The sequence below is a fragment of the Pseudomonas sp. PA-4-8C genome, from assembly GCF_021606625.1.
Classification (GTDB): Bacteria; Pseudomonadota; Gammaproteobacteria; order Pseudomonadales; family Pseudomonadaceae; genus Aquipseudomonas; species Aquipseudomonas lactis.
Genome location: NZ_WKCD01000278.1, coordinates 1 through 7,256, shown reverse-complemented (window position 1 = coordinate 7,256; position 7,256 = coordinate 1). Strand labels below are relative to the sequence as shown.

Annotated in this window: 3 protein-coding genes and 2 pseudogenes; 3 read left to right on the top strand and 2 right to left on the bottom strand. The window is 50.0% G+C overall.

The genetic code is table 11. The annotated features are described in order from the left end of the window. Nucleotides 1-128: 128 nt before the first annotated feature. The 3 genes and pseudogenes from GIW04_RS25710 to GIW04_RS25700 all read left to right on the top strand — a co-directional run. Nucleotides 129-1,324 (top strand): annotated as a pseudogene (locus tag GIW04_RS25710) (DUF927 domain-containing protein); the annotation flags it as partial. A 97-nt stretch (nt 1,325-1,421) separates the two neighbouring features. Further along, a complete protein-coding gene (locus tag GIW04_RS25705; protein ID WP_120248558.1) occupies nt 1,422-2,264 on the top strand; it encodes a chromosome segregation protein SMC in 843 nt (280 codons plus the stop codon). 62 nt (nt 2,265-2,326) lie between these two features. Further along, nucleotides 2,327-2,536, top strand: coding sequence for a hypothetical protein (locus GIW04_RS25700; RefSeq protein ID WP_120248557.1), 210 nt, complete (start codon nt 2,327-2,329; stop codon nt 2,534-2,536). A 168-nt stretch (nt 2,537-2,704) separates the two neighbouring features. Here the strand turns inward: GIW04_RS25700 and GIW04_RS25695 are convergent, their stop codons facing one another. After that, nucleotides 2,705-6,277 carry an SIR2 family NAD-dependent protein deacylase gene (locus tag GIW04_RS25695; protein WP_120248556.1) on the bottom strand — a complete coding sequence of 1,191 codons (3,573 nt, stop codon included), beginning with the start codon at nt 6,275-6,277 and terminating at the stop codon, nt 2,705-2,707. A gap of 322 nt (nt 6,278-6,599) precedes the next feature. After that, nucleotides 6,600-7,256: pseudogene (locus GIW04_RS25690) on the bottom strand (ATP-binding domain-containing protein); the annotation flags it as partial.

The following is a 7,256-nucleotide window of genomic DNA, read 5'->3' as shown; positions in this document are numbered from 1 at the left end:
GGCCTGGACATGCCTGGCCCAGGACTCGCGCCGCGCGTGCATCGTTTCCATGTGAATCCCCTGCTGAAAAATACAGAGGATGCGGGCAGGGGTGCTCGAGGAGAAGGTGGGCGGGCTGGACGCTTACCCTGAATCTACTCGGACATTACTTTGTCGGCTTCCATTTCTATGGCGATAGCTCCGAGGGCAAGACAACCCGATTTGAAAGTCGCTGCCTCGGTCTGTGATGGGCTGCGCCTGGTGCGTTGGTGGCACGCGCCAGATAACGCCCTAAAGCCCCTCGCCGCTGCACATTCAGATGCATCTTGGTGCAGGATGAAACTGGCATGTGTGGTGGTCTGCACATCATTAGCGAAACGGTGTGCATGCGCTGCAATGGCACGGGTAAAGCCCAAGCGAACGATGAGGACAAGCGGGCCGACAGGTGCAGGAATGGCGCTTGCTGTTTCTCTCGACCAGCGAGAAGACGTTGGCGCAGCACATGGCGGATGCCAACAAGGAGCTGAAAGCCGGTATGGAGGTGCGCATGCTCGCCGTGCCAGCGGATGCCAGCAAAGGCCTCGGCATGTTCGATGTACTGAACGGTTTTGAGGATGCAGCCGCCCTCTCCGATGCGCCCAAGGCCCGCGTAGCCAAATATTACGGCACGCCCCTCACCGCCTTCCTGCACGCACTGTGTGCGCCCGGAGAAATGCTCGGGTGGTCAGTGATCGTTCGCCGCACGGTGGAACAGTTCATCACCCAAAATCTGCCAGCCTCGGCAAGCGGTCAGGCCCAGCGTGCCGCCCTTCGCTTTGGCCTCGCAGCAGCGGCCGGGGAGTTAGCCACAGCCTTCGGCGTTACTGGCTGGCCCGATGGCACAGCCACAACCGCAGCACGGGTATGTCTGCATGCGTGGCTAGCCGAACGTGGCGGCGCCGGGAACTTCGAGGGTGATGCGATTTTGGCGCGGCTACGCCAAGTCATCGAGCGATTTGGAGAAAGCCGCTTCACCCGATGGGAATCTGCGGCCGCCAAAATCGATGAGCACGGCCCACGCACGATTGATCGGTTGGGCTTTCGCAAGCCCCTGGAACACGGCATGGGCGACGCCCTGCACACCACCAATACCTACTACGTACTGCCGGAAGCCTGGAGGGCCGAAATCTTCAAGGGCATGAACATCAGTGCAGTGAACAAGGAGTTGCTGCAACGGGGTGTGCTCGAGCCGGGAAGCGACGGAAAGGCGTACAGCTTGATTCGCCTGCCCGGGTTAGGACCTCAACGCTGCTATGTGGTGAAGACAGTTCCCGGAACGGACGAAAGCGAGGCCAAGGCCGCTTGACGGCATGCCTGCTGATTGAGATAGCGCCGGCTCATTCCCGGCCTCGCCAGCCATTCGACAACCATCCCTATCAACCGCAGCACCAGAGACAATACAGATGAACACTATCCAAGAACTGAAAGACCGCCGCGACCAACTGACCCTCGAAATGGAGAGCATTCAGCGCGACCTGGCGCCGTTCGAAGAAGCGCTGGAAAACCCGGAGGTTATCCAGCAGGGCCGTCAACCGGCAGTGCAAGATGAAATCAACGATCACAAAAGACGCATCGACTCGCGAAATCTGGAGATCAGCAACCTGAATCAAAAGATTCTTCGCCTTGAGAGATTGGCAAACCGTGAGAGCTTGGCTGCGGGATACCTCAGCGATATGGCGAACTGGAAAGCCGATGAGATGGAACTCAACGAAAAGCGCAGCAGCATCGAGACCCGGTTGCAGCAGGTCCGCCAGAGCGATCAGGAAGACATGGCAAAAGCTCGACAAGCTGAAACGGAAGCGGCCACCGCTTATGCACAGGCTGTCGCCTGGGGCGATGTAGAGGGCGAAAAAGCGGCCAACGCCGAAGCGCAAAAGGCAGCAAAAAACCTCACGGCCGCGGTTGAGCATCACCGCCGCCAGCAAATGCTCATCACCGCGCTGGAGCAGGAGCTCGTGACGATTGATCTGCACATCACAGAAGCACAAAAAGAACGCGCCAAGATCGAGAACAACGCGGCTCACCTGGCGAACACTGTGCTGGAAGAACAATGGAATGAGGCAGCGAAAGCACTGCTGGAGACCGGCGGCAAGCTGTGGGCTACACGACAACTGATTAGTCGAGACCCGATTGCACTGATGAAGCTGGATATCCCTGAACAGGGCGAGCACTTCGGAAGCTGGACCTGGCGAGAGCTCGTGGATCGCTCACATCAGCACAGCCTGCTTGACCTACTGGCGGCGTAACCTAAACCTCCCCGAAGCAACCAGCAAAAGGCGGTCGCTTTGGGCCAACCATCGGTCTAACCATGAACCCACCACCACAGAACAGCGCTCAGGTGCCTGATGACCTAAAGGCCCGAAGGCTGCATTTGAACGGAATAATTGCCGGCATGGCTGGCGTGAAAAAGCTCAACGCAAGGGCAAATGCTGAAACTAAAGTTGAGACGCTCACGATTGTTGCAATCAAGGCAGAGCTTGACTTCATTGACCTTCAACTCAAAAGAAAGGACGGGTAAATGAGAAGCGGAAGCCTAAAACAGCTTCCGCTTCGCTAGATACCCCATTACAACCAAGGCTTTAGATTTTTCAGCTTCTGATCTGTGGCGGCTGTGGGAATATGACGGCTTTCGGCCATAACAGGACATCGGTTAACGAGCGAAGAAATGAAAAGCTTTTACCAAAGCTTATTGAACAAGATAACGACGTCCATGCCTCGCACCGGCACGTTCTAAAATCATGTAGAGATTCCCCCTGAGAGGCTCCTGAGCTTTGATCAGTAAAGGTAGTACCCGATCAGTAATGAAACTTTCTGTAGCAGCCGAGCCTAGCAGACCAGTACCAAAGTTGTGCTCAGCTTTCTTCTTGGATAGCTCCGCCAACATAAACGAGATTGCATCATCATCGATTTCGTCAGTGGTAATATCGAGCCTTCCAAGCACGTAACTTTGCAATAAGCTTCGGAACTCGGAGCGCTCATTAAACTCTTTTATAAAAGCTTTTCTATTTCGAGTGCAGGCATACGTACCAAACAAATCGCCCAGTCTAAAGAGAAACCATCCCCCTTCGTCGTCGTTCATTTCATCATGCATCCATTTAAGCCACCATGTTACATCTCCAAGGTCTAACTCGCCCAAATTTTTCAGCGTCACAGGGTAGGTGCCTCCCATAATAGCGCTGGCCAAATTAACATCGCGTAATTCTAGAAGCTTTAGGAAAAAAGCTTCGCGCCCCTTCCAATCAATTTCAATACTGTCAAGAAAATTGAATGGTACATGCTGACGCTCCGCTGCTGAAAGACAGACGATTTTATCTAACTCACGAAATACTGGGTCCATGTCCAGCGGATTTACGCAGTTTGATATCAATGCGGATTTCAGTCCAAGGAATTCCTTCGAGTCTACTTGTACTTGACGGGCCAAGTCAGGCTGTACAAGGCATATTTCCCTCAATGCGTCAGCCGCCCATGATCTATCTATGAGTTCAATTAATCGAGTCGCGTGAGCATAGTTCAAACTTAACAAGGCTGAGGGGTTATCCTGCGCCAAAGATGCTGTGATATTCGCTATTGCCTCTGCAGCATAATTCACGCCTTTTAACAATAAATCACCAGCAACCGATAGCGCCTCAGGAGTAGAGTGCTCTCCTAGAATCTCGCATAAAAGCTTCGATCTGTACTGGTGCTCATCGTGGCCCTCCGGAAGTAACTTAGTTATGACAGGAAGCTCAAGCTCTTGCAGCAAAATGCCAACAGCCATGCTAAACCCTTCAAAGACATTCCAGTCTTTTGATTGATTTGAGTTAATTTCCGCTTGAATTTTATCCGCAAAACTCGCCACATCTAAAAATGTTTCCTCGGTTGCGAAACAATATATACTTTCGGCGGCCGTTAAGCAGAAGTTAAAATCATTACGTTTAACAAATAGTAAATTAACCGCCTCCTGCATCATGGAGGCACCTCTTATCGAGGCAAGCAGGCCAAGGGCAATTCCTCCGAGCGACGCTCCAAAATCTATAAATTTACGAATTATTCCTTCATGCACCCCTGAAACCTGAAGTCCAAATCTAATTGCTGATTCCACTTTTGGTGGAAGCTCTCCACCCTCTTCTCTTAAATGGTATAGAATTTCAAGCAGCTCTGACACTATTTCGTCACGTCCAAACTCTGAGTATTTCGACGCACTGATCGCCAAGGCAAGATCTGCTTTAACGACATCATCAAAAAAACTTTTCGCTCGAGCATCTGGGAGAAAACTCAGAGTTAAAAACAGACCTTGATCCCATCTTCTTAGAGACAGCTTTTCCTTAAGCTCACGGGGATCTGCGCTATAGCGCTTAGCCAACTCATTGGCAGCGAGGTATTCCGTTATGGACTGGTGAACAAATCCAATTCTTCCCTTTGTATACGGGATCAGAATTGACTCAGATACGAGCCAGTTTACTATTTCTATCGGAGTGGGACCGTCTTGTTCAATCAAAAACTCGTTCAAGTCGTCTATAAGATTTGCGATTTGAAAAGCCTCCGCACCTTTATCCAAAGCGTTGTAAGCTGTAATTGAAAGAGCTTCTTGTATGTCTAGATTTAAATGGAATCGCTTGTAGAAAGCAGAAGTTACGTTATCAAAAAGACACTTATAAAAATCTTTAGGCTGAGCTTGGGGAGGCAAATTGATTTTTCCAGACACTATATATTTGAAGTAAAACGGCCTTTGAATTAATCGAAACATTTCCTTGCTAAATCTACCTTCAAAATTTATTCCAAGCCGCGTTAGCTCAGCTGTAACAGCTTCTTCCTCAATGAAGTCAAGACGAAACGTTTGAAACTCTAAGCGTGAAAGCCCATCGGTGGTGCGAGAGCCTATGACAAGAGACGCATCTCCCAAACTTCCAATAAACTCTAGAAAGTCAGCCTCATATGAACCATTTTCCAAAAATTCCCGTGGCATCTCATTAAAGGAATCTATGAATATTTTCACCTTGTAGGATGTTATCAGATCATGAAGTGGCAATTTTTCCGGTAGAGATTGATTCACTAATGCATCCAGATCTCCACGATATAGCTTCAAATCTACTATTATCGGAACTACAACGAGATCTCTAACGAAATTGCCTGAAAGGCAAATCTCATTTAATTGATCGGCCAACCTAGCAGCAGCTCTATGCAGAGAGTAAGTTTTCCCAGCGCCAGGTAAACCTATCAATATGGCCCTTGGCGGCCCAAAATCAAGTAATTTATCGACTAAACCGTGATAATAACGATGAGATTCAAATCCTGTATTTTTTTTCCTGCCACCCTCTTGGTTTACACGAATGGGTAGCTCAGGGTGTTGCTTTGGATGCCTACTTAATGCTGCCGCATGTCGTGCTAATGAGAGAAGTACGTCAGATGACTCCGGGTCGAACTTCAATTTTTCACTCTCATTCGAACGTTCTAAAAAAGAATCGAGTAGAGAGAGCAGCGGAGCATGATCTCGCGAGCTATCAGGACGAATTACAGTATCATAACCAATTAGATGAATTCCGTAGTTGCGGCGCCAGTAATCAACTTCTTGCTCATGCACATCTGCCATTATAGCGTAATGATCCCGAACTCCACCTTTATAGGTGTTGGCGAGCAAATCTCTGATATAAATGAAATCGGGATCACGAAGTCCAAATCCAATATATAAAACGGGCCTACTCGCCAATAGCATTTTTACAGACTCTAAAGCAGCTTGACTTTCGCCATGTGGTAACAAGCGTCGGTACTGCTCCCGGGTCAAGATTATGCTTTCACTATCTCCAGCATCGCCATGAGGCTTAAATATGAAATCGACAGCTCTCGCATGAACGATTTCTGCAGTTTCTGTCAATTGCCTATTAGTTACAGCGGATCGATAAAATCTGTCCGGCTGCCATTCCCTAAGGCTTTGCTCAATCAAGTCATCATAATTTGTTGTGATGTAGCACCTTGGTCCTAGCGACACTATCTTTCGATGAATTTCGTGGGGTTTCGCTCTACCATATCGACACGCGGCACGTACAAACTCTCCTATCTGTTGCTTGGTCAGCTTATCAAACCCGTAACTTGCTGCTTGCAATAAGTCTCCCTTGTTAGCTTCAGCTCGTATTAGATCAGCTCCTCCCGCTCGTTGCTCTACGAAGACTGCCAGCTCTTCAATCATCCCCGACCATGTTGGCAGACCTGACCAAAGTGAAATTCCAGAACCGATGAATATAATGGTATCTGGCTGATTGAGTATTTGCTTCAGATTTATCATGCTTTTAATACTCGCAATTAAATTATTTCCACTTAGCCTTCAATGAAAAACAGAGGTTTCACTTTCCATCAGATACATTTCTTCAAGCATAGTATGCTTTTTGAATTTTCATCCGCTTAGCCAGATCGTATAGAGATTTAAAAAAAATTCTCAACTGAATCGATCCTGGTTTTGTAGACGACGGATTACCGCTTCTGGCCGGTTGCTGCCCCTCGCGACAGGCGGCAATCGGCCATTAGCTGCCTCTAACAATTTTTACTATTTGGCGCTTTCACCGATATCTGCCAACTAGGCCTCGACGGGCACGTCCGTTTGATTTGTTTCAGTTCGATCTTGGTTGCGGGACGAGTCGCGGCGTAGCAGAGCACACGACCAATCGGCTCGAGCCGCGCGTCATCGCCACGTAAAGATGACGAGCATCCATGTTCTCAGGGTTGGGAATCACCGCAACTTGTGCCTCCAATCCCTTCAATAGCAGGGTACTACCAATAGCCCGCCGAGCTAGTTGTCGGCTTTCATGGCGATTGCGTTCGCGCTCTCGAATTGTGGCCTCCACAAAGGTACAACCACCTCCGGCTGCAGTCTCCATAGCTCGCAGGCAGCCATACAGCACCTCGGGGCGATATACTCGCGCGTGCTCTTGGCGCATCAAAGCTCTAATCGCTTCCGTGGCCAGCAGAAAGGTTGGAGTCGCGGCGAATGCCACCAATGCGGCCTCCGCCGGAGTAGGCATAGTGCGAGCAGAACCACGTCGGAGGATATCCAGGCGTGGCAGTAATGCGGCAGCGCCGACTTGCGTTATCGTCTCGGCGGCAAAATTGACGAGTTGCGCAGCGGCGTCCGCTGCCTGTAAGTCGAATCTCCGGCCGAAGCTCGTGAGGTCCCCTAGATCTACCGGTTCGACTGCAGTAGCACCAGGGGTTTGACTGGCCATTTGTCTGCGTCCTCGGGTGTTGCGGCTGTCGCCTATCACCAGGAC